23 protein-coding genes are annotated in these 17717 nt (G+C 64.5%); 7 read left to right on the top strand and 16 right to left on the bottom strand.

The genetic code is table 11. The features are described 5' to 3' along the window. Positions 1 to 184: 184 nt before the first annotated feature. The 12 genes from OXR00_RS03550 to OXR00_RS03495 form a co-directional block, all read right to left on the bottom strand. Positions 185 to 616 (bottom strand): DUF6628 family protein, encoded by a 432-nt coding sequence (locus tag OXR00_RS03550; RefSeq protein ID WP_267386664.1) that lies wholly within the window; start codon positions 614 to 616, stop codon positions 185 to 187. A gap of 59 nt (positions 617 to 675) precedes the next feature. Continuing rightward, complete coding sequence (locus OXR00_RS03545) at positions 676 to 2022, bottom strand: folylpolyglutamate synthase/dihydrofolate synthase family protein (RefSeq protein ID WP_267386663.1); 1347 nt, start codon at positions 2020 to 2022, stop codon at positions 676 to 678. Between the two features lie 63 nt (positions 2023 to 2085). Beyond that, positions 2086 to 2943: an acetyl-CoA carboxylase, carboxyltransferase subunit beta gene (accD, locus tag OXR00_RS03540; RefSeq protein WP_242146472.1), complete on the bottom strand. Its 858-nt coding sequence runs from the start codon at positions 2941 to 2943 to the stop codon at positions 2086 to 2088. After that, a complete protein-coding gene (gene trpA, locus OXR00_RS03535; protein ID WP_267386662.1) occupies positions 2940 to 3755 on the bottom strand; it encodes a tryptophan synthase subunit alpha in 816 nt (271 codons plus the stop codon). Before trpA ends, accD begins: the two co-directional genes overlap by 4 nt. 87 nt (positions 3756 to 3842) lie before the next feature. After that, positions 3843 to 4034, bottom strand: a complete 192-nt coding sequence (locus OXR00_RS03530) for a hypothetical protein (RefSeq protein WP_267386661.1) — start codon at positions 4032 to 4034, stop codon at positions 3843 to 3845. Between the two features lie 115 nt (positions 4035 to 4149). Beyond that, positions 4150 to 5379 carry a tryptophan synthase subunit beta gene (gene trpB / locus OXR00_RS03525; RefSeq protein ID WP_267386659.1) on the bottom strand — a complete coding sequence of 410 codons (1230 nt, stop codon included), beginning with the start codon at positions 5377 to 5379 and terminating at the stop codon, positions 4150 to 4152. Between the two features lie 51 nt (positions 5380 to 5430). Then, positions 5431 to 5661, bottom strand: a complete 231-nt coding sequence (locus OXR00_RS03520) for a hypothetical protein (protein WP_267386658.1) — start codon at positions 5659 to 5661, stop codon at positions 5431 to 5433. A 167-nt stretch (positions 5662 to 5828) separates the two neighbouring features. Beyond that, the gene (locus OXR00_RS03515; RefSeq protein ID WP_267386657.1) at positions 5829 to 6467 is read right to left on the bottom strand and encodes a phosphoribosylanthranilate isomerase; all 639 of its coding nucleotides are present in this window, start codon (positions 6465 to 6467) and stop codon (positions 5829 to 5831) included. Positions 6468 to 6565: 98 nt separating this feature from the next. Next, entirely contained in the window at positions 6566 to 7072 is a 507-nt protein-coding gene (locus tag OXR00_RS03510) for a GNAT family N-acetyltransferase (protein ID WP_267386656.1), read from the bottom strand. A 13-nt stretch (positions 7073 to 7085) separates the two neighbouring features. Continuing rightward, positions 7086 to 7760: an orotidine-5'-phosphate decarboxylase gene (gene pyrF / locus OXR00_RS03505; RefSeq protein ID WP_267386655.1), complete on the bottom strand. Its 675-nt coding sequence runs from the start codon at positions 7758 to 7760 to the stop codon at positions 7086 to 7088. Continuing rightward, positions 7757 to 8098, bottom strand: coding sequence for a hypothetical protein (locus OXR00_RS03500; protein ID WP_267386654.1), 342 nt, complete (start codon positions 8096 to 8098; stop codon positions 7757 to 7759). Before OXR00_RS03500 ends, pyrF begins: the two co-directional genes overlap by 4 nt. Positions 8099 to 8146: 48 nt before the next feature. Further along, complete coding sequence (locus OXR00_RS03495) at positions 8147 to 8842, bottom strand: endonuclease/exonuclease/phosphatase family protein (RefSeq protein WP_267386653.1); 696 nt, start codon at positions 8840 to 8842, stop codon at positions 8147 to 8149. Positions 8843 to 8956: 114 nt separating this feature from the next. On the opposite strand from OXR00_RS03495, the gene OXR00_RS03490 reads away from it, so the two are divergent. After that, positions 8957 to 9472 carry a flavin reductase family protein gene (locus OXR00_RS03490; protein ID WP_267387136.1) on the top strand — a complete coding sequence of 172 codons (516 nt, stop codon included), beginning with the start codon at positions 8957 to 8959 and terminating at the stop codon, positions 9470 to 9472. Positions 9473 to 9476: 4 nt separating this feature from the next. Here OXR00_RS03490 and OXR00_RS03485 read toward each other — a convergent pair whose 3' ends face one another. The 3 genes from OXR00_RS03485 to serS are packed head-to-tail and all read right to left on the bottom strand — an operon-like array spanning position 9477 to position 12675. Further along, complete coding sequence (locus OXR00_RS03485) at positions 9477 to 10574, bottom strand: M23 family metallopeptidase (protein ID WP_267387135.1); 1098 nt, start codon at positions 10572 to 10574, stop codon at positions 9477 to 9479. Between the two features lie 39 nt (positions 10575 to 10613). Then, positions 10614 to 11378, bottom strand: coding sequence for a 5'/3'-nucleotidase SurE (gene surE, locus OXR00_RS03480; protein WP_267386652.1), 765 nt, complete (start codon positions 11376 to 11378; stop codon positions 10614 to 10616). Between the two features lie 25 nt (positions 11379 to 11403). Further along, positions 11404 to 12675 (bottom strand): serine--tRNA ligase, encoded by a 1272-nt coding sequence (gene serS / locus OXR00_RS03475; protein WP_267386651.1) that lies wholly within the window; start codon positions 12673 to 12675, stop codon positions 11404 to 11406. Between the two features lie 536 nt (positions 12676 to 13211). Between serS and OXR00_RS03470 the strand changes: the two genes are divergently transcribed. The 3 genes from OXR00_RS03470 to OXR00_RS03460 all read left to right on the top strand — a co-directional run bounded on the left by OXR00_RS03470 (position 13212) and on the right by OXR00_RS03460 (position 15280). Continuing rightward, a complete protein-coding gene (locus tag OXR00_RS03470) occupies positions 13212 to 13883 on the top strand; it encodes a hypothetical protein (RefSeq protein WP_267386649.1) in 672 nt (223 codons plus the stop codon). Between the two features lie 459 nt (positions 13884 to 14342). Beyond that, the gene (gene dksA / locus OXR00_RS03465) at positions 14343 to 14828 is read left to right on the top strand and encodes an RNA polymerase-binding protein DksA (protein WP_267387134.1); all 486 of its coding nucleotides are present in this window, start codon (positions 14343 to 14345) and stop codon (positions 14826 to 14828) included. A 77-nt stretch (positions 14829 to 14905) separates the two neighbouring features. Next, positions 14906 to 15280, top strand: a complete 375-nt coding sequence (locus tag OXR00_RS03460; RefSeq protein ID WP_267386648.1) for a PilZ domain-containing protein — start codon at positions 14906 to 14908, stop codon at positions 15278 to 15280. A 49-nt stretch (positions 15281 to 15329) separates the two neighbouring features. Here the strand turns inward: OXR00_RS03460 and OXR00_RS03455 are convergent, their stop codons facing one another. Further along, the gene (locus OXR00_RS03455; RefSeq protein WP_267386647.1) at positions 15330 to 15485 is read right to left on the bottom strand and encodes a DUF465 domain-containing protein; all 156 of its coding nucleotides are present in this window, start codon (positions 15483 to 15485) and stop codon (positions 15330 to 15332) included. 205 nt (positions 15486 to 15690) lie between these two features. Here OXR00_RS03455 and OXR00_RS03450 point away from each other — a divergent pair, with 205 nt between their 5' ends. The 3 genes from OXR00_RS03450 to OXR00_RS03440 all read left to right on the top strand — a co-directional run bounded on the left by OXR00_RS03450 (position 15691) and on the right by OXR00_RS03440 (position 17073). Further along, complete coding sequence (locus OXR00_RS03450) at positions 15691 to 15888, top strand: DUF465 domain-containing protein (protein WP_242146457.1); 198 nt, start codon at positions 15691 to 15693, stop codon at positions 15886 to 15888. Between the two features lie 79 nt (positions 15889 to 15967). Then, a complete protein-coding gene (locus tag OXR00_RS03445; protein WP_267386646.1) occupies positions 15968 to 16429 on the top strand; it encodes a DUF1465 family protein in 462 nt (153 codons plus the stop codon). 248 nt (positions 16430 to 16677) lie between these two features. Further along, entirely contained in the window at positions 16678 to 17073 is a 396-nt protein-coding gene (locus OXR00_RS03440; RefSeq protein ID WP_267386645.1) for a BLUF domain-containing protein, read from the top strand. The last annotated feature ends 644 nt before the right edge of the window (positions 17074 to 17717 follow it).

Raw genomic sequence — 17717 nt, 5'->3', positions numbered from 1 at the left:
GATGGGACCGGCGTGATGTGGCAGCACTTCATCGGTGTCGCCGTCGCGGTGTCTTTTGCTCTTGGCCGGATGATGCTGCGGCGCCGCCGTGTCCGCCGGGCTGCGCAGGACAGCGTCCTGTCACAGCGGCCGGTCCGCCCGCCACTCGGCGATTACCGTGATCCGTAACGGCTGACACGCGCGATCATCCCTCGGCGACGGGACGTCCCGCATCCGCGAACGCGCCGGCCACGGCGGTTGCGCTGGACAGCAATCCATCGATGTGGCGGACGCCGAGCAGGTCCGACAGCAACAGCGCCGCGGCTGCAGGCTGGCGCTCGGCGCGGGAGATTACCGTCAGCATCGCCACTTCCGCATGGGTGATGCGCGTGAAGCAGCACGGTGCGATCGCGATCGTGACATTGGTCTGGGTCGCCACGTCGGCCATCAGCGCGCGCATCAGCATGAGTGGCCGCCGATACGCCTTTCTGAAGACTCGCAACATCGCATGTGCGGCGATCGCATCGTTCAGGCCGTGCGCGCCCATCCGACGAAACACGAACAGGAATAGGCGCGCATTATCGCATGCGGGCATGTCGTGAAGGGTCAGCGCGCTGGTGGTCGGGGCGATCGTCATCAACTGCTCTCCTGCAATGGGGGCAGACTGACCTCTCAGCTATTGCGAGTCAATCGCAATTAGTCGAGATGCTCCAGATTGGCGGCGAGCACCGTGCCAGCAAGGTAAAGCGAGCCGAGGATCAACACGATCGGCGGTTCCGCCGGATCGCCGATCTGCGAGATATCGGCCAGCGCCTGCGGAACGTCGCTTACGGCGTGGGCCGGGATGCCGAGTGAACGGGCGACGCCGGCAAGCGCCATGGGCGCGTGGTGATCGTGATCGGCCACCGGCACCGCGTGCAGCGTTGTCGCCAGTCCGACGAACGGGGCGAGCAATCCGGCCGGATCCTTGTTCGACAGCATCCCGAGCACGAGGTGGACGTCGCCCCGCCCGGTCCCCGGGTGCGCGATCCTCTCCAACGTGGCGGCGATCGCACCGGCTGCGGCAGGATTGTGCCCCCCGTCGAGCCACACCTGGCTGCCCGGCGGCAAAAGATCGACGAGCGGACCGGGCGAGAGCCGCTGCATCCGCGCGGGCCATGTCGTGCCGGTGGCGGCGGCATGGATCGCCTCAATCGGTATCGCAAGCGCGTGCTGGTGGCGCAGCATCGCAGTGGCGAGCGCCAGATTACCGGGCTGGTGCGGTCCTGCCATTTTTGGCAATGGCAGCGCGAGGATGCCGTCGGCATCTTCGTAGACGATCTGATCGCCCGCCTTGTACCGCCATTCCCGCCCAAGCGCGATGATCGTACCGCGCGCCGCCGCCGCGACGCTCCCGACTCGTTCGGTCACGCTTGGCGCATAGGCCATCGTCACCAGCGCAACATCAGGTTTGGCGATCCCGGCTTTCTCGGCGGCGATGTCTTCGGCGGTGTCGCCGAGAAACGCCTGATGATCGATGCCGAGTTGCGCGATGCCGGTCACCACCGGCGCCGGGATCACGTTGGTGGCGTCGAGCCGCCCACCCAGACCGACCTCGATGATGCAGGCATCGGCCGGTGTCCGCGCAAAGGCAAGGAACGCGCACGCGGTGGTCACTTCGAAGAAACTCGCGCCGATGCCGTCCGGACCATCACCCGCGGCGTCGAGCACTTCGGCGAGCAGGGCGGCAAGCGCGTCGTCCGCGATCAGTCTGCCGGCAACTCGGATCCGTTCGTTGAAGCGGACGAGATGTGGGCTGGTATAGACGTGCGCGGTAAAGCCAGCCGCCTCGATCGCCGATCGCAGGAATGCACAGGTCGAGCCTTTGCCGTTGGTGCCCGCGACGTGGAACACCGGCGGCAGCCGCAGGTGCGGATCGCCGAGCCGTGCGAGCAGCGCCGTAATGCGTTCGAGCCCGAGAATGTCCGTGCCCGGAGACAGCGCCCACAACCGGTCGAGTTGCGCCTGAACGGCGACCGAGGTGGAGGTGGCGTTATCCGGCATCGATCCACTCCTGATCGTTTCTGTGATTCGCGTCGGAGCGCCGCTGGCCTGCACAGGCGCAGGCTAGGCCGCGGCCCTCGCACCCAGGTAATCCACCACGCTCGCCAGCGTTGCGCGCATGTCCTTGCGGTGCTTCACCATGTCGATCATGCCATGTTCGAGCAGATACTCCGCCCGCTGGAACCCCTCGGGCAGCTTTTCGCGAATGGTCTGTTCGATTACGCGTTGGCCGGCGAACCCGATCAGCGCGCCGGGCTCCGCGATCTGTACGTCGCCGAGCATCGCGTAACTCGCCGTCACGCCGCCGGTGGTGGGATCGGTCAGCACCGCGATATAGGGCAAGCCCGCATCGTGCAGCATCTGGATCGCGACGGTCGCACGTGGCATTTGCATAAGGCTGAGGATGCCCTCCTGCATGCGCGCGCCGCCAGCGGCAGTGAAGATGATATACGGACATTTGTCCGCGATCGCCGCCTCGACACCGCGGATGAAGGCTTCGCCGACGGCTAACCCCATCGAGCCGCCCATGAAGGCGAAATCCTGCACGCCTACGACGACCTTTAGCCCTTCGATCTTGCCGCGCGCGGTGGCAAGCGCGTCGGTTTCATCGGTCGCCGCACGCGCGGCCTTGATGCGGTCCGAATAGCGTTTGGTATCGCGGAACTTGAGTGGATCCTCCGGCACCTTGGGCATCGGTAGCATCGTGTAGCCTGTGTCGAGCGTGTACTCGAACCGCAAGTTCGGGCCGATCCGTTCGTGGAAATCGCAATGCGGGCAGACGTGGAGGTTTTCCTCCAGTTCCTTCACAAACACCATCTGCCCACAGCCCTTGCACTTGTGCCAGAGGTTGTCGGTGCTCGTATCTTCTTTTTTCGTAACGACGAGCGACAGGGCGTTACGAACGTTGCTGAGCCAACTCATGCTGCGATTTCCTGACGGGCCGAGGCGATGGCATCGGCGAGGGAGGCGATATAGGCGCGAGCCGGTTCGGGTGCATGGGAACCGTGTTGCGCGACGATCTCTACGATCGCGGAGCCGACCACGACCGCATCGGCGACACGCGCGATGGCGGCAGCCTGTTCGGGTGTACGCACGCCGAAGCCGACGGCGACCGGTATGTCTGTTGCCGCCTTCAACCGTGCGACGGCCTGTTCGATGGAAGCCTGCGCGGCCTGTTGCTTGCCGGTGATGCCGGCGACGGAAACATAATACAGGAAGCCGGACGCTCCATCCAACACCTGCGGCAAGCGAGCAGCGTCGGTGGTCGGGGTGGCGAGGCGGATCAGATCGATGCCCGCCGCACGCAGCGCGGGGCCGAGTTCGGCATCTTCCTCGGGTGGGATGTCGACGCAGATCACGCCGCTAACGCCGGCCGCCTTCGCAGCCTGCGCGAACCAGTCTGCGCCGCGCACCGTCATCGGATTGGCATAGCCCATCAGCACCAGCGGGACATGCGGGTGGCGTGCGCGAAAACCGGTTGCGATGGCGAGTACGTCGGCGGTCTTGGTGCCGGCTGCAAAGCTGCGGATGTTGGCCGATTGGATCGCCGCGCCATCGGCCATCGGATCGGTAAACGGCATGCCGAGTTCGATCACGTCCGCGCCGCCAGCGACCAGTGCGTCCAGGATAGCGGGTGTGTCGGCCGGCGTCGGATCGCCCGCCGTTACGAACGCGACGAGCGCGGCGCGTCCTTTGGCGAAGGCGGCGGAGAGGATAGTGTCACGCGGAGTCATGTCGCGCGCTTCACCACGAACGCCAGCCGAGTGCAAGCCGACGGTTGGTCAAACGAGTTCGCACGGCTTCGGCGTTGCAAAGACGGTTCAGTGTGCTCCTGGCGCTGCTGCCATGCTCTCAAGCGCGCGCGGGCCATAGCAGGTGGCGACTGCGCCTATCACGGCAATCAGGAACGAACGCAGCTGATCCGGCGCGCCGAGCCACCGCGTCACCATCATCGCCGCAGCCGCCGCCGTCAGCGCGAAACATGCTACCACGATCCAACCCAAGACCTTCATACCGTCACCTGCGCTCAAGTTCTGAAGAATATCCGTAGGTATGGGAACCAACGGCTTTCCAGTGCTTTATAGCGCGCTTCTGCGGGCGTGGTTAACGGCTCGTCCCGGTTTCGCGTCAGATCGCCACGCCCAGCGCGTCGGCAACAGTGAAGATGTCCTTGTCGCCACGACCGCAAAGGTTGGCGAGGATGATGCTGTCGCGCGGCATCTCGCGTGCGCGCTTTGCTACCGCCGCGATCGCGTGGCTCGGTTCCAGCGCGGGGATGATGCCCTCGGTCCGGCACAGCAACTGGAACGCGTCGAGCGCTTCGGTGTCAGTGATCGACGTGTATTCCACCCGGCCGATCGAATGCAGCCAGCTATGCTCAGGGCCTATGCCGGGATAGTCGAGCCCGGCCGAGATCGAATGCGCCTCGGTGATCTGGCCGTCCTCGTCCTGCAACAGATAGGTCTTGTTGCCATGCAGGATGCCTGGCGCGCCGCCGGCCAGCGAAGCGGCATGTTCCTTGTCGAGTCCACGTCCGGCCGCCTCGACGCCGAGCATCGCCACATCGGCATCGTCGAGGAACGGGTGGAACAATCCGATCGCGTTCGACCCGCCACCGATCGCCGCGACGAGCAGATCGGGTAGCCGGTTGATTCGCGACAGCATCTGCGCACGCGCCTCGGTGCCGATCACGCTCTGGAAATCGCGCACCAGTTCTGGGTAGGGGTGCGGGCCGGCGGCGGTGCCGATGATGTAGAACGTGTCGTGGACGTTAGCGACCCAGTCGCGCAGCCCCTCGTTCATCGCATCCTTCAGCGAAGCCGAGCCGCTGGTGACGGGGCGCACCTCCGCACCGAGCAGTTTCATGCGGAACACGTTCGGCGCCTGCCGCTCGATATCCTTGGCGCCCATGTAGATCACGCACGGCAAGCCGAAGCGCGCGCACACCGTAGCGGTGGCGACGCCGTGCTGACCCGCGCCGGTTTCCGCGATAATGCGGGTCTTGCCCATCCGCATCGCCAGCAGGATCTGGCCGATGCAATTGTTGATCTTGTGCGCGCCGGTATGGTTGAGTTCGTCGCGCTTGAACCAGACTTCCGCGCCGGTCCCGTCAGGAGCCGACTCGCGAAGTGCTTCGGTCAGGCGCTCGGCATAATATAGTGGCGAGGGGCGGCCGACATAATGCTCCAGCAGATCGTCGAACTGTGCCTGAAAAGCCGGGTCGGCTTTGGCCGAGCGATAGGCGGTGTCCAGTTCCAGGATCAGCGGCATCAGCGTTTCGGCGACGTAGCGTCCACCGAAAGCGCCGAAATGCCCGCGCTCGTCAGGCTGGGTACGGAAGGAGTTGGGGGCGTTCATGCGCCGTGTTTAGCAGGCTGGGCGGGGGTGCCAAGCCTCGACGGGCCGTCGTCACCGCCGGACCGGACCGACCGCGCGGTAGGACACCGCCACGCCATCGGCCGAGGGACGCATCTTGAACACGCGCGCGCCCGACGCATAGGCGACGTTCAGCCGGCCGCGGTCTACCCACGCAACGTTGATCCAGATCGCATCACCCATCCCGGGGGCAGCGGTACCGTGGTTCGAGTCGGCGACGAACACTTCTTGAGCAGCACTCTGCGCCTGTCGTGCGTGACCCACTCTGAGCGTCGTGACGAAATCGGTTGTCGCGCCACAGTTTCGCACTTCGACGACGGCGTATCCGTCGGTTCCAGTCTCGCGGACAACGTGTACGACCTGAGACGAGCAGAACGGCTCATCGTGGCATGCTGCCAGCAGCACTGCCACCAACATCGTACATCGCCGGGTCAGCGTATGCCGACGGCCTTCAGAAACGCTGCGATCTTCGCTGGGTCTTTCACCCCCGGCGCATTTTCCACGCCGGACGACACGTCCACCAACGTCGCGCCCGTTCTCGTGATCGCCTCGCGAACGTTGGCGGAGTCGAGGCCTCCCGACAGAGCCCACGGCAAGGGGTGACGGAAGCCGTCGAGCAGCGTCCAGTCGAAACGTACCCCCATGCCGCCGGGCAGCGCCGCGCCCGGCGGGGTCTTGGCATCATACAGGATACGGTCCGCTGCCCCTGTGTAGCTGGCGGCGGTGTCGAGATCGGCGCGGGTGCGGACCGCGACTGCGGCCCAGACCTCGCGAGCGGTCTTCGCCCGGATCGCGGCGGCGCGGGCGGGCGCGACCTTGTGGAGTTGCAGCACGTCGAGTTGTCCGGCGACGAGCGCGGACTCGACCAAGGCGTCGTCGGGATCGACGAAGACGCCGACACGCGCGACGTGCGGTGGCACACGCGCTGCCAGTTCGGCAGCACGCTCGCGCATCAGGTTGCGCGGTGAGGGTGCGAAGAATACGAAACCGACATGGCTCGCGCCGCCAGCGATCGCGGCGTCCAGCGTATCAGCAGTCGAAAGGCCGCAAATCTTGGCGGTTACCGGCATGAGTCCAGCCTATCTCGAGTGGCATCAAAAGCGACGGTGGAAGGACGATCTCAATCGCTCATGCGGCACCATCGCCAGCTATACAATTGCAACGCCGCTCAGAGCGGCTTCGCCAACACTGCCATGAACAACGGCGGCTCCACCGCAATCGGAAAGTCACGGCGCTCGCCGGTCCGCGCATAGCCGCGCCGCACATAATAGCTGATAAGCTCGGCACGGTTTTCGATAACGGTCATCTCTATCCGCACCGCACCAAAGGCGTCGCGCGCATGGCCTTCGGCGGCTGCGATCAATTGCCTGCCGAGGCCAGCAGCCTGCAAACGCGGTTCGATGCACAGCAGGCCCAGATATGCGGTACCGCCGCCATGATCGCTGACCTGAACGCAGCCGATCGGCGCATCCTCGTCAAATGCGATCAGTAGCTTCATTGTCCGGTCGGCAAGGATCGTCTGTAACGTCGAAAGGTCGGTGCGTTGGCCGTCGAGCAGATCGGCTTCGTGCGTCCAGCCGACGCGCGCCTCTTCGCCACGATAAGCGCGTTCGATAACAGGGTGCAGGCGGGTCAGGTCGTCCGCACGACCCGCACGGATTTTGATGTTCACCATATCATTCGACGCATCAGAGCGTTGCGCCGATCGCGCGGGCGGCGGCGTCGGGGTCGTCCGCGTTGGTGATCGGTCGACCGACCACCAAAATCGAGGCGCCGGCATCGAGGGCCGCACGCGGTGTAACGACGCGCTTCTGGTCGCCGGCTTCGCCGTTAGCGAGCCGCACCCCCGGCACGACGAAAAATCCTTTCGGCCATAGCTTGTGCACGGCCGCGACTTCTTCGCCCGAACACACCACCCCGTCGACCCCGGCCTCGCAGGCGAGTTCGGTCAGTCGCAGCACCTGCGCGCGCGGTTCGTTCACGCAGCCGATCGCGTTTAAATCGCCTGCATCGAGGCTGGTCAGCGTCGTCACCGCGACCACTTTGGTGCCGAGCGGCGCCGCAGCCTTCGCGTCCTCCAGCATCGCGCGTCCGCCGGCCGCATGCACGGTCAGGATCGCCGGGTCGAGCCCGCGCAACGCCTGTATTGCCTTGGCGACGGTGTTGGGGATGTCGTGCAGCTTCAGATCGAGAAAGATCGGCAGGCCGAGATCATGCATTTCCATGACGCCGTGGCGGCCGTTCGCCATGAAGAATTCGAGGCCCAGTTTGATACCGCCGACATGATGGCGCACCCGCTGCGCGATGGCCTTGGCGCGCGCCATGTCGGGAGTGTCGAGCGCAACGAAGATCCGGTTGGTCATGCGTGCGTCTCCGGCGTTTCTGCGACAACGGCGACTGATGCCGCATCAGCCACGACCGGCGTTCCAATCATTGGCGCCGGTGCGATCACGTCGCGAAGGGTGCCAATGGTCCGCTCGGACGTCGCCAACCGGCTGCGCAGGCGCCAACGGACCGCATGGTGGTAGGCGAGCATCGGCAGCAGACCGCACAGGAACACGATCAATAGCAGCAGCGGCAGATTGATCTCCGCGATCAACCCTCCCCACAGATTGACCGGAACGGTCGTCCAGTTGTTGCGCGTGAACATCGCCGCGACGAACGCGAGGAGGCACCAAAACAGCGTCTTGAGGAACTGCATAGCCGTAACGACTAGACCGCTTTGCCGCGCTTTGCCAGTGGTCAGCGTTCAGGCCGGCTCCACCACGGCCCAGATCGGCAGATGGTCGGATGCGCGGCGCGCGGTGGCACTGCAATGCACGCCGCATTCCACCACGCGAAGATCCCGAGAAACCATGATCCGATCTAGCCGCCCGATCGGCCGGCGGGCGTGGAAACTCGCGCCGGTCGCCGCGCTAGGATAATGATTGCCGAAATCGCGCAGGCAGCCGCCGTTCGGCGTCCATTCGTTGAGGTCGCCCATCAGCACCGCCGGCATGGCGTGGGTGCTCGATTCGACATGGGCAATGATCGCATGCGCTTGCCGTCGCCGCCACAGGCCGGAAAGGTCGAGATGCATGCCGACGACGCGGATCGGCGTGCCGTCGATGCGAAGATCCGCCGATACCGCACCACGCGGCTCCAGCGCAGGCAGGTGAATGGTCTCATGATCGATCACCTGCGCCGCCTTGCGCACGAGGATCGCGTTGCCGTGCCATCCCATGCTGGCCGTGTTCCGCCCGAACGGTACCGCCTGCCAGCCGCTATGCTCCTCAAGCAGATGTTGCGGGATCACCCGCGCACGCGCACCGTACCGCCGGTCACATTCCTGCAAGGCGATGACATCGGCATCGATTTCGGACAGCACATCCAGGATGCGACGCGGGTCGCGCTGCCGGTCGAGACCGACGCCCTTATGCATGTTGTAGCTGGCGATCTTTATCATAATCTCGTTGGCCAACGCGCGACCATCGGAGTTGGTGCCGTGTCCGCAACGATTACCCGCAATGGCGCGAAAGGGATTGATTGGGGCGGCGCGGATGCGCATGGCCGGGCGAAGATGACGTTCAGGGGAGCCGACGTGGTGAGCACCAGTTTCGATAATGCCACCTTTCGCCGCGTACTTGGCCATTACCCGACCGGGGTGTGCGTTGTGACGACCTCGGATCCGGAGGGCACGCCGACGGGGATGGTGGTCGGCTCCTTCACGTCGGTCTCGCTCGATCCGCCGCTGGTGGCCTTCTTCCCGGATCGCAAATCCTCAAGCTGGCCGCGTATCCAGAAAGTCGGCAAATTCTGCGTCAATGTGCTTGCCGCCGATCAGCAGGATCTGTGCCGCCGCTTCGCCACGCCCGGCGTCGACAAGTTCGCCGGCGTAACGCACCGCACTTCGGCAAACGGCTCGCCCATCCTCGACGGGGTGGTGGCGTGGATCGACTGTGACCTCGACGTAGTGCACGAAGCGGGCGATCACTTCATCGTACTCGGGCGCGTCGTCGCGCTTGAGGTGGAAGGGCCGGGTGCGCCATTGCTGTTCTTCCAGGGCGGTTACGGTGCCTTTTCGCAGCTTGAATAGCTGCCTAGAGTCTCGGTAGCTGCGCCATCGGATCGACGGGCGTCCGGCCCTTGCGCATCTCGAAATGCAATTCGGGGCGATCGGCAAGGCCCGTATCGCCCGACATGGCGATGGTCTGGCCGCGTTTGACTGACTGGCCACGCTGCACGAGCAGGCGACTGGCGTAGCCGTATACCGTGGTCCAGCCGTCGCCGTGCTTGATGATGACGAGCCCGCCGAGCGTCGGCACTTCGCTGCCGGCATAGGCGACCACACCGTCGGCCGCGGCGAGGACCGGCGTTCCGGTCGGCACCGCGATCTTGATGCCATTGTAGCGTTCGCCGCTCGCGCCGCTCGGTCCGAACTTCGCGACGATCCGGCTATGCATCTGCAACGGCCAGTCGAACCCGCCGCGCAGGCGCCCCGGTTCGGTGATCGCCTGGGTAGGCGCAAGCACGCGGCGCGGGGAGCGGGAGGGCGGCGCGGTGCGCTGGTTGCTCGCCAGCGCCGGCTCGCTGCCGGTCACGATATCGTCCACGTCGAGGCGGAACGCGGCGGCACGCTCGGCCGCGCTGCTCCTGCCCGGCGCGGGATCAGGGATCAGCACACGCATCCCGACGCGCAACGTGTACGGTTCGCTCAGCCCGTTGGCAGTGACGATGCGCGACCAGTCCACACCGTAAGCGCGGGCGATCGCAATGCCGGTCTCGCCCGGGCGAACCGGGTGGTAGCGTCCGCCGGGGATCGTCAGCCGCTGTCCGCTGCGGATCACGAAGGGCGCGGTCAGGCCGTTGGCGCGCGCGATCGCCTCGGATCCGGCACCGGTCCGATCTGCGACGGCGCGGAGCGTGTCGCCGGGTTGCACAACGTAGGTACTCGCATCGACGTAGCGGGCCTGTGCGGTGACCGGACGGGCCTGCCACGCGGGCGGCGGTGCAGGCAGGGCTGCAACACCCTCGTCAATGCGGTGCGGCTGGTACCGCTGATCGTCGGGCGGCGGGGGGTTATCGTACCGCTGGTGCGTTTCCTGACGCGGACGGTAGCGCGAGGGATATGATGCCGGCGCATCGACCTGCGGGATGCACGCGGCAAGTGCCGGCAACAGAACAACCAGCGGCGCCATGTTGCGCAGCGCGACGATACGAACTTCCATCACCTACCCTTATCGGAAGACGTCGGTAAGCATACCGAGCGATGCGCGATGTGTCAGGTCGAGATGCAGCGGCGTAACGGTGATATAACCCTGCTCGATAGCCTCTAGATCGGTGGCCGCGCCCGGGATGTGCGCGATCTGGCCGAGCCGCAGCCAGAAATAATCGTAGCCGCGTGGATCGGTGCGGCGATCGAGCTGCAACCGCCCGTAATCGCGCATGCCCTGCGCCACCGCGCGAACGCCCGAAACCGCAGCGCCCGCGATCGGCGGAAAGTTGACGTTTACGAGCGTGTTGGCCGCGAGGGGCGCGCCCACCAGCTTGCGCAACACGCGCTCGCCCCAAAGCTCGGCCGCATCGAACGTGACCGCATCGCCCTGACCGCCCTTGGCATAACGCTGGCTCAGCGCGATCGAGCGGATGCCGGCATGCGCGCCTTCCATCGCCGCGGCGACCGTGCCCGAATAGCTGACATCTTCAGCCAGATTGGCGCCACGATTGACTCCGGACAGGATCAGATCGGGCTTCGCGTCCTTCATGATCTCGGCCAGCGCGATCATCACCGCATCGGTTGGCGTACCCGTCACCGCCCAACGCTGTTCGCCGAACTGTCGCAGCCGAACCGGCTCGGTCAGCGTCAGCGACCGGCCCTTGCCGGATTGCTCCGAGATTGGGGCGACGACGGTGATGTCGTCAGATAGAGTGCGGGCGAGCTTTTCAAGCACGGCCAGACCGGGCGCGTGGATACCGTCGTCATTGGTGAGCAGGATACGCATCAGCGCGCTCGCGCCACCAGCTGCATCACTTTGGCTCGAGCCGGTTCAGCCCCTTGAGATAGGGCTGTAAAGCCTCGGGAACGGCAACCGATCCGTCTTCCTGCTGGTAGTTTTCCAGCACAGCCACGAGCGTCCGCCCGACGGCAAGGCCCGAACCGTTGAGGGTATGGACGAACCGCGTACCCTTCTCCTCGGCCGGGCGATAACGCGCGTTCATGCGCCGCGCCTGGAAATCGGTGCAGGTCGAGCAACTGGAAATCTCTCGATAGCGAGCCTGGCCGGGCAGCCACACTTCGAGATCATAGGTACGCGCGGCGGTGAACCCCATGTCGCCGCTGCACAACTTCATGCGACGGAACGGCAGGCCGAGCGCCGTCAGGATGCTTTCGGCACAGGCGGTCATCCGCTCGTGTTCCTCCTCCGACCGTTCGGGTACGACGATCGAGACCATCTCGACCTTTTCGAACTGGTGCTGTCGGATGAAACCACGCGTGTCGCGTCCGGCTGCGCCCGCTTCGGAACGGAAGCACGCGGTGAGCGCGACGAAGCGCAGCGGCAGTTCCGCCTCTCCGAGGATCTTGCCGGCGACGATGTTGGTGAGCGGCACCTCGGCGGTAGGGATGAGCCAGCGACCGTCGGTGGTCCTGAACTGGTCCTCGGCGAACTTCGGCAACTGGCCGGTCCCGAACAGCGCCTCATCGCGCACCAGCAGCGGCGGCGCGACTTCTTCATAGCCGTGTTCGCCGCTGAGCGTGTCCAGCATGAACTGGCCGAGTGCGCGGTGCAGCTTGGCGGCGGCTCCGCGCACTAGCGTGAAGCGTGCGCCCGACATGGCCGCACCGGCCTCAAAATCGAGGCCCAGCGCTGGGCCGATCGCGTCGTGCTCCTTGGGCGGGAAGGCGAACGCCGGCTGCTCGCCGTGCGTCGACACGAGCGCGTTGTCCTCCTCGTCACGGCCGAACGGCACGTCGGCAAGCGGCAGATTGGGGATGGCGGAAAGTGCTGCGTTCAGCGCATCACCGGCCGCCTTCTCCTCGGCTGCGATTGCGGGCAGCCGCTCTTTCAGCGCGGCGACCTCTGCCATCAGATCGGTCGGATCGTCGCGCCGCGCCTTGGCCGCGCCGATCGCCTTCGACGCTTCGTTGCGGCGCGCCTGTCCAGCCTGAGCTTCGGTAATCAGCGCGCGGCGCTTCTCGTCGAGCGCGATCAGGCCGGCGGCGGCGGGAGCAATGCCACGGCGGGCAAGTGCGGCGTCGAAGGCGGCGGGATCGTCGCGGATCAGGCGGATATCATGCATGGCGAGGCTATGCCGAGCCGTCCGCGCTCGCGCAAGTCACCCCGGCTGGTGTAAACCTGCATGGGTGCCGAACCTAGCTAGTGGCCCAAAGAGGTTGCCGGGCAAGCGCGCCGCGGACCGAGGCTAACGTGTTCCAAAACGCCGCAACGATGCCCGTCCGGTCTCGAGCGAAACGCGAAGGTGTCAGGCAGATCGCATCCGAACGACAGTGCGTGGTCGGGCGGGGTCGGACCTCAACAATGCTCCGAACATCGTGAGCTTGCGCCACGATCTGAGGTGAAGGTGGCGAAACCGCTTCGACGAGTCGTCAATCCTCGGCGATTGGCCGCTTGGCGAAGCGCTTGCGTGCGACCAGCGCGGCCGCTGCCGCACCGAACAGCAGCACCATCGGTGGCGCAGGCACCGGGGCGGGATGATCACCGCCGTGGCCACCCCAGCCGCCGTGGCCACCCCAGCCGCCGTGGCTGCTGCTCGACGGGAAACCGTGGCTGCTCGAGGCATAGCTGCTCGATCCGCTCGATGCGCTTGACGTCGAAGTGGAAGTAGAACCCGACGTCGATGTCGAAGACGATCCCGATGTAGAGCTGGAGCCAGACGTCGAGGATGATGATCCACCGGTGCTGGTCGAAGTCGAAGACCCGCCGGTCGAGGTCGACGACCCGCCGGTTGAGGTCGAGGAGCCACCCGTCGACGTGGACGAACCGCCTGTCGAGGTGGATGAGCCACCGGTCGAAGAGCCGCCGGTGGACGTGGATGAGCCACCGGTGGAGGAGCCACCCGTGGATGAACCGCCCGTGGACGTAGACGATCCCCCGGTCGACGATCCACCAGTGGATGACCCGCCCGTCGAGGAGCCGCCCGTCGACGTCGAACCGCCACTCGTAGAAGTCGACCCTCCACTGGAAGTCGACGAGATCACGATAGCGCCGCCCGAACTGCCGCCGCCACCGCCGAAGAAGCCCCCTCCGGAAAACCCGCCGCCGCCAAAGAAGCCGCCGCCGCCACCAACCACGGCGAGTCCACCGCCGCCACCGCCCATCGCCGGGACATCAGCCGGCGGAAGCGGGATCGGCGCCCCTTGGGTCGTCATTGTGACGACCGCCGGCGGACAGACCGCCCGCGTCTGCGTTACAACACGCCGGATCCGGCTGGTGGGCTGGTGCACGGTACGTCGCACGACGCGTTTGGTTTTCTGCACATACGTGTGACGTGTCTTAGATGCTTCAGCGACGTGCACGGCGCCTCCACCAACAATCGCGCCGCCGCATGCGCAGGCACACAATTTAGCCAAGGCCATCCGCACCGACATGATCTTGCTCTTTCGTTCCCGACAGGGTTGCTACCGGATATGTATCACGCAGCGGGTTAGCTGCTCTTCGCCCAAAGTGTCGAACAAAGCGTTAAGTTCAAGCTCGTTAACCATCCTAACAGCGTCCTGCAGCAGATTTTACCTCGTGAAGGCAGCGACAATATGGTTAACGTACCGCGACGGTACAGATTACTGATGCCACCTCCGCCACGATCAATCGGTGGCGGCGATTTTGGCAATTCGGGTCTATCGCGGTGTGACCGACCTCGGGTTGCTTGTGGTGGACGAAGGGCATGGCTATAGGCCCGCTCATTACGGGATTGGCCCTCAATGAGACGTGCGCACGCAGCGCCGCACCATGGGCAGCGATTGGATAGCCACTGTCTTGAATCGATTAGAAGAATCCGCGAAACTCGATACGCCACCAAGCGTAATCGATTCCTTTGACGGCTATCGGCCCAGCGCTGACGAACCGTTCATGAACCCGCGACAGCAGGCATATTTTTGCGAAAAGCTGCAAGCGTGGAAAGAGGCAATCCTGCGCGAATCGGCTGGTACGCTGTCGCAGCTCCAGATCGACTCGCTGCGTGAAGCGGATCTCACCGATCGCGCATCGAGTGAAACCGACTGGTCGATCGAACTGCGCACGCGTGACCGGCAGCGCAAGCTGATCTCCAAAATCGATGCGGCATTGCGCCGGATCGAGGACGGCGAATACGGGTATTGCGAGGTTACGGGCGAACCCATCTCACTCGGCCGGCTGGAAGCGCGTCCGATCGCCACGATGACGGTCGAGGCGCAAGAACGCCACGAGCGTCACGAAAAGGTGTCGCGCGAAGATTGATTCGCCGCGTGGCGGTTAAGAAGTTCGACACGAATTCAGGCTAACGCCGAATCGAGCATATATTTTCGGCGAGAGCGATGGACCAGTTCTCCAGCGAACCCCTGTATGAAGTGGCACTGAGCGATGACGCGCAGGATCGCAGTGCGTCACGCGACAGCCTGTTCCTCATGGCGGAATTGCGCGTCGACGAACAGGTAACGACGGTGCGTATCCGCAACCTGTCGGCAGGCGGTCTGATGGCGGAGTTCCCGCAGGGGCTGGATCAGGACACCGAAGTCACCTGCGAATTGCGGGGTGTCGGCATTGTGCACGGGAAGGTCGCATGGTCGGCGGCCGGCCGGGTGGGCATTGCGTTCGATCGCCAGATCAACCCGTTGATGGCGCGCAAGCCGGTAGGCATTGCGGTAAAGCCCAAGATGGTTCCTAACGTCGCTGTTCCGTCACGGCGGTGAACGACCTGGATGGTGGCCCGGGCGGCGATGCCGCCCGGACGCGCTACAGCTAAAGAATCTGCATCTCTTCCTTCAAGCGAAGCTTTTGCTTCTTGAGCTCGGCGAGCATGGCGGTATCAGGCACCGGTCGATGTGACTCGTCGCTGATCTTCTCTTCGAGGACCGCATGCTTGGCCTCCAGGGCCGCATAGTGCGCGTTCTGCATTGAGGAATGTCCTTTCCCATTTGTGGCGGGGAGGGGAAGTAAGCATGCGCGAGGTTAATTGTCTGCCCCCTTGCCGCGGTGGATACGACGTACCGACGCGGAATTTGCGACGATCAGCTTTTTGCCGTTCGCGTCGCTGCTACGATTTGCTAGGCGTGGCTTAGGGCGGGGCCGGCTGACCGGGTCGGGGCAGAACGGGGAACGAATGGACGGTTCGCAGATCGCCAAACGGCTGGAAGTGCTGAAGATCGAACATCGTGATCTCGATGCCGCCATCTCGGCGTTGATCGGCTCCGGCACACCCGAGCAGATGCAATTGGCGCGTTTGAAGAAGCGCAAGCTACGGCTTCGCGACGAGATATCCATGCTTGAGGATCAGCTGATCCCCGACATCATCGCGTAATGTGGCGCGATCCGGAACGGGACGGTTGCGCGGTTGATTTACGATTCTCGCCGATCATATCTTGTGTCATGACGCCGACATGAGGGGCCTGCCAACCGAATCGCGGATTCATCGCCGCCTGATCGATGTGTTGTATGTCGACGCCATGGTGTTGGCTGACGAGGCCCGTAGCTATTTTGACGAGGGCGGCCGTAGTGATCGCGATGCGTTGCCGCCGCTCGCCCGTGTATCGTTCAGCTGTGAGTCGCTGAAGGTCACCACCCGCCTGATGCACGTGATCGCGTGGCTGCTGACGCAACGCGCGGTGGGCGCCGGCGAGATCGCGCCGCGCGACGCCCTCGACCCGTCGCGACGGCTTGGCCCGGCACCGCGCAGCGATGCCGCAGCGCTGGCAGAACTGCCGGCGCGTGCACGGACACTGATCGATTCGAGCGCGGAGCTGTACCGTCGTGTCGGTTTGCTCGACGAAGCTCAGGCGCGTGAACTGGTCGTGGAAAGCCCGGCGCGTTCGATGCTCGAACGGCTGGCAATGGCGTTCTAGCACTGCGCAGTGTGTCTGTTTCCACCGACGACTGAACCGACCCTTCCCGGATCCGGATCCTCCACGGCGCCGCGCGCGTAACCGTTTGGCTTAGGAGTGGAATAGTTCATGTGCGGTATGCGGTGTGGTGCTCGAGTCGCGGGCGGCAGTGCTCATCACCCCAGCGGCATGAACGGCAGTTGCCGACCCTTTCGGACAGTCACATTTTGCACTTGGAACATCGGAGGCGTTGCCGCAATTTACCGTCGATGCGACGCCTCATTTACATCAGCCTTGTCACCGCAAGTCTTTGCGACGATCAAATGGACACGCTCGTATCCACGTCCTCACGGCGGAATACTGAGTCCGGGATCACCGGCATGCTCTGGTTCAATGGCATTCACTTCGCCCAGGTGCTCGAAGGCGACGCGGAAGCGGTCGACGCAGTTATGAGGCGCATCGTGAAAGACCAGCGTCATACCAATATCCAGATCATTACTGACGTGACCGACGATCGGCGAATTTTCGGTACTTGGGGAATGACCTTGGCAAATGACGGTCCAGAGCGACTGGCGATGAGCATGCTATTGCTGGGCAGCGCGCGCGGAATGGCAGCGCCTGACGGCGATCGGATCAGCGACATCGTGATTTCAAGCCTGGATTGATCAACGGTCCGGCGTGGCGACCGGCCGAACCTGTTCGACACGGATCGTGATCCTCCCCGTCTCTTCGCGCCGACAACCGGGTCTTGGCTATCCGGATAGTGGGATGATTTGTCTGGGCCGGGGGCTCAACTAACTGGAGCAGGGGATCGCGTAAACGACCCCATCCCGCATTCCTTCGATACCAGCAGAAGGGCAGAGCACATTACATGTACTCGCGTCTGAGGCGGCTGCGGTGTGTCGGCGCCTCGAAACTCGCGCGGCTCGGCCAGCCGCACCATACACGGCCGTGGCGCCGTCAACGACAGCGGGCACGAGGCAAAATTTGTGGACCGAAACGACTGTTCGTCCTCCACGCGGCGCAGCACGATCCGTGCGGCCGGAGTCCCGAGCGTGGCGGGCGCAGACCCTTCTCGAGCGACTTCCGCACGCTTGACCGCCGGACCGGCAACACCAGCGATACCTTGATCTGTGAAATTAGCAGCCAGCCGATCACCTGCTTTTGGCCAGATCCGACAGCATGGAGAGACCCTGCGGTGCTCCGCAGTTCAACAGATTCCTACGCTTTGGCGGTCTGCTATGATCGGCTAATCTGCTGACGTTCCTTGCCTAAACAAGGGCTATACGCAGCCGTGATCGGCTCTGAT

This window comes from Sphingomonas sp. GC_Shp_3 (assembly GCF_026540945.1).
Classification (GTDB): domain Bacteria; phylum Pseudomonadota; class Alphaproteobacteria; order Sphingomonadales; family Sphingomonadaceae; genus Sphingomonas.
This window is presented reverse-complemented; position numbering and strand designations above follow the sequence as displayed.

Excerpts from the sequence above, each read along its gene's own strand:
- OXR00_RS03550 (WP_267386664.1), bottom strand. The coding sequence starts at position 616 with ATGACGATCGCCCCGACCACCAGCGCGCTGACCCTTCACGACATGCCC.
- OXR00_RS03545 (WP_267386663.1), bottom strand. The coding sequence starts at position 2,022 with ATGCCGGATAACGCCACCTCCACCTCGGTCGCCGTTCAGGCGCAACTC.
- accD (WP_242146472.1), bottom strand. The coding sequence starts at position 2,943 with ATGAGTTGGCTCAGCAACGTTCGTAACGCCCTGTCGCTCGTCGTTACG.
- trpA (WP_267386662.1), bottom strand. The coding sequence starts at position 3,755 with ATGACTCCGCGTGACACTATCCTCTCCGCCGCCTTCGCCAAAGGACGC.
- OXR00_RS03530 (WP_267386661.1), bottom strand. The coding sequence starts at position 4,034 with ATGAAGGTCTTGGGTTGGATCGTGGTAGCATGTTTCGCGCTGACGGCG.
- trpB (WP_267386659.1), bottom strand. The coding sequence starts at position 5,379 with ATGAACGCCCCCAACTCCTTCCGTACCCAGCCTGACGAGCGCGGGCAT.
- OXR00_RS03515 (WP_267386657.1), bottom strand. The coding sequence starts at position 6,467 with ATGCCGGTAACCGCCAAGATTTGCGGCCTTTCGACTGCTGATACGCTG.
- OXR00_RS03510 (WP_267386656.1), bottom strand. The coding sequence starts at position 7,072 with ATGGTGAACATCAAAATCCGTGCGGGTCGTGCGGACGACCTGACCCGC.
- pyrF (WP_267386655.1), bottom strand. The coding sequence starts at position 7,760 with ATGACCAACCGGATCTTCGTTGCGCTCGACACTCCCGACATGGCGCGC.
- OXR00_RS03500 (WP_267386654.1), bottom strand. The coding sequence starts at position 8,098 with ATGCAGTTCCTCAAGACGCTGTTTTGGTGCCTCCTCGCGTTCGTCGCG.
- OXR00_RS03495 (WP_267386653.1), bottom strand. The coding sequence starts at position 8,842 with ATGATAAAGATCGCCAGCTACAACATGCATAAGGGCGTCGGTCTCGAC.
- OXR00_RS03490 (WP_267387136.1), top strand. The coding sequence starts at position 8,957 with ATGACGTTCAGGGGAGCCGACGTGGTGAGCACCAGTTTCGATAATGCC.
- OXR00_RS03485 (WP_267387135.1), bottom strand. The coding sequence starts at position 10,574 with ATGGCGCCGCTGGTTGTTCTGTTGCCGGCACTTGCCGCGTGCATCCCG.
- surE (WP_267386652.1), bottom strand. The coding sequence starts at position 11,378 with ATGCGTATCCTGCTCACCAATGACGACGGTATCCACGCGCCCGGTCTG.
- serS (WP_267386651.1), bottom strand. The coding sequence starts at position 12,675 with ATGCATGATATCCGCCTGATCCGCGACGATCCCGCCGCCTTCGACGCC.
- dksA (WP_267387134.1), top strand. The coding sequence starts at position 14,343 with ATGGGCAGCGATTGGATAGCCACTGTCTTGAATCGATTAGAAGAATCC.
- OXR00_RS03460 (WP_267386648.1), top strand. The coding sequence starts at position 14,906 with ATGGACCAGTTCTCCAGCGAACCCCTGTATGAAGTGGCACTGAGCGAT.
- OXR00_RS03455 (WP_267386647.1), bottom strand. The coding sequence starts at position 15,485 with ATGCAGAACGCGCACTATGCGGCCCTGGAGGCCAAGCATGCGGTCCTC.
- OXR00_RS03450 (WP_242146457.1), top strand. The coding sequence starts at position 15,691 with ATGGACGGTTCGCAGATCGCCAAACGGCTGGAAGTGCTGAAGATCGAA.
- OXR00_RS03445 (WP_267386646.1), top strand. The coding sequence starts at position 15,968 with ATGAGGGGCCTGCCAACCGAATCGCGGATTCATCGCCGCCTGATCGAT.
- OXR00_RS03440 (WP_267386645.1), top strand. The coding sequence starts at position 16,678 with ATGCGACGCCTCATTTACATCAGCCTTGTCACCGCAAGTCTTTGCGAC.